This is a genomic window from Mesorhizobium sp. M2E.F.Ca.ET.209.01.1.1 (genome assembly GCF_004010375.2).
Classification (GTDB): Bacteria; Pseudomonadota; Alphaproteobacteria; order Rhizobiales; family Rhizobiaceae; genus Mesorhizobium.
Genome location: NZ_SADP02000091.1, coordinates 1 through 588, shown reverse-complemented (window position 1 = coordinate 588; position 588 = coordinate 1). Strand labels below are relative to the sequence as shown.

1 protein-coding gene is annotated in these 588 nt (G+C 54.6%); it reads right to left on the bottom strand.

Features of this window, described 5'->3' with window-relative positions; genetic code table 11:
* Positions 1 to 588, bottom strand: a 588-nt coding sequence (locus EN852_RS34710; protein WP_135879584.1) for a carbohydrate ABC transporter permease, incomplete at both ends; no start/stop codon positions are given.

Genomic DNA, 588 nt, shown 5'->3' with positions numbered 1-588 from the left:
TGAACTGCCAGATACAGGACACGACGATTATCGGCAGCGCCGCCGGCAGCATGATTGATACGAAGATCCTGATGAACCCCGCACCGTCGATCTTCGCCGCTCTTACGAGTTCATCGGGAATGCTGACGAAATAATTGCGGAAAAACAGCATGGTGAACGCAATCCCGTAGACTGTATGGACCAGCACGAGCCCTGGAAGAGACCCTGCCAGACCAAGGATTCCCAAAGTTTGCGCCATGGGAAGAATCACTGCCTGAAAAGGCAGGAAGCAACCGAACAACAGCAGCCCGAAAATCACGTTGGAGCCAGGAAACCGCCATTTGGTGATGACATAACCGTTGATCGCACCGATGCCGGTCGACATGATCACGGCCGGGATCGTCAACAGCAGCGAGTTGATGAAATAGGGTTTCAGTCCTTTGCAGGCGGTCCCGTTGCAAGCCTCCGACCAGGCGGTGCGCCAGGCGTCGAAGCTGATTTGCTGCGGCAGGCCGATGAAGGAACCGGCATAGATCTCATCAAGGTGTTTCACCGAAGTGGTGATCATCACCCATAGCGGCATCAGGTAGAACGCAGCCATGAAAAACA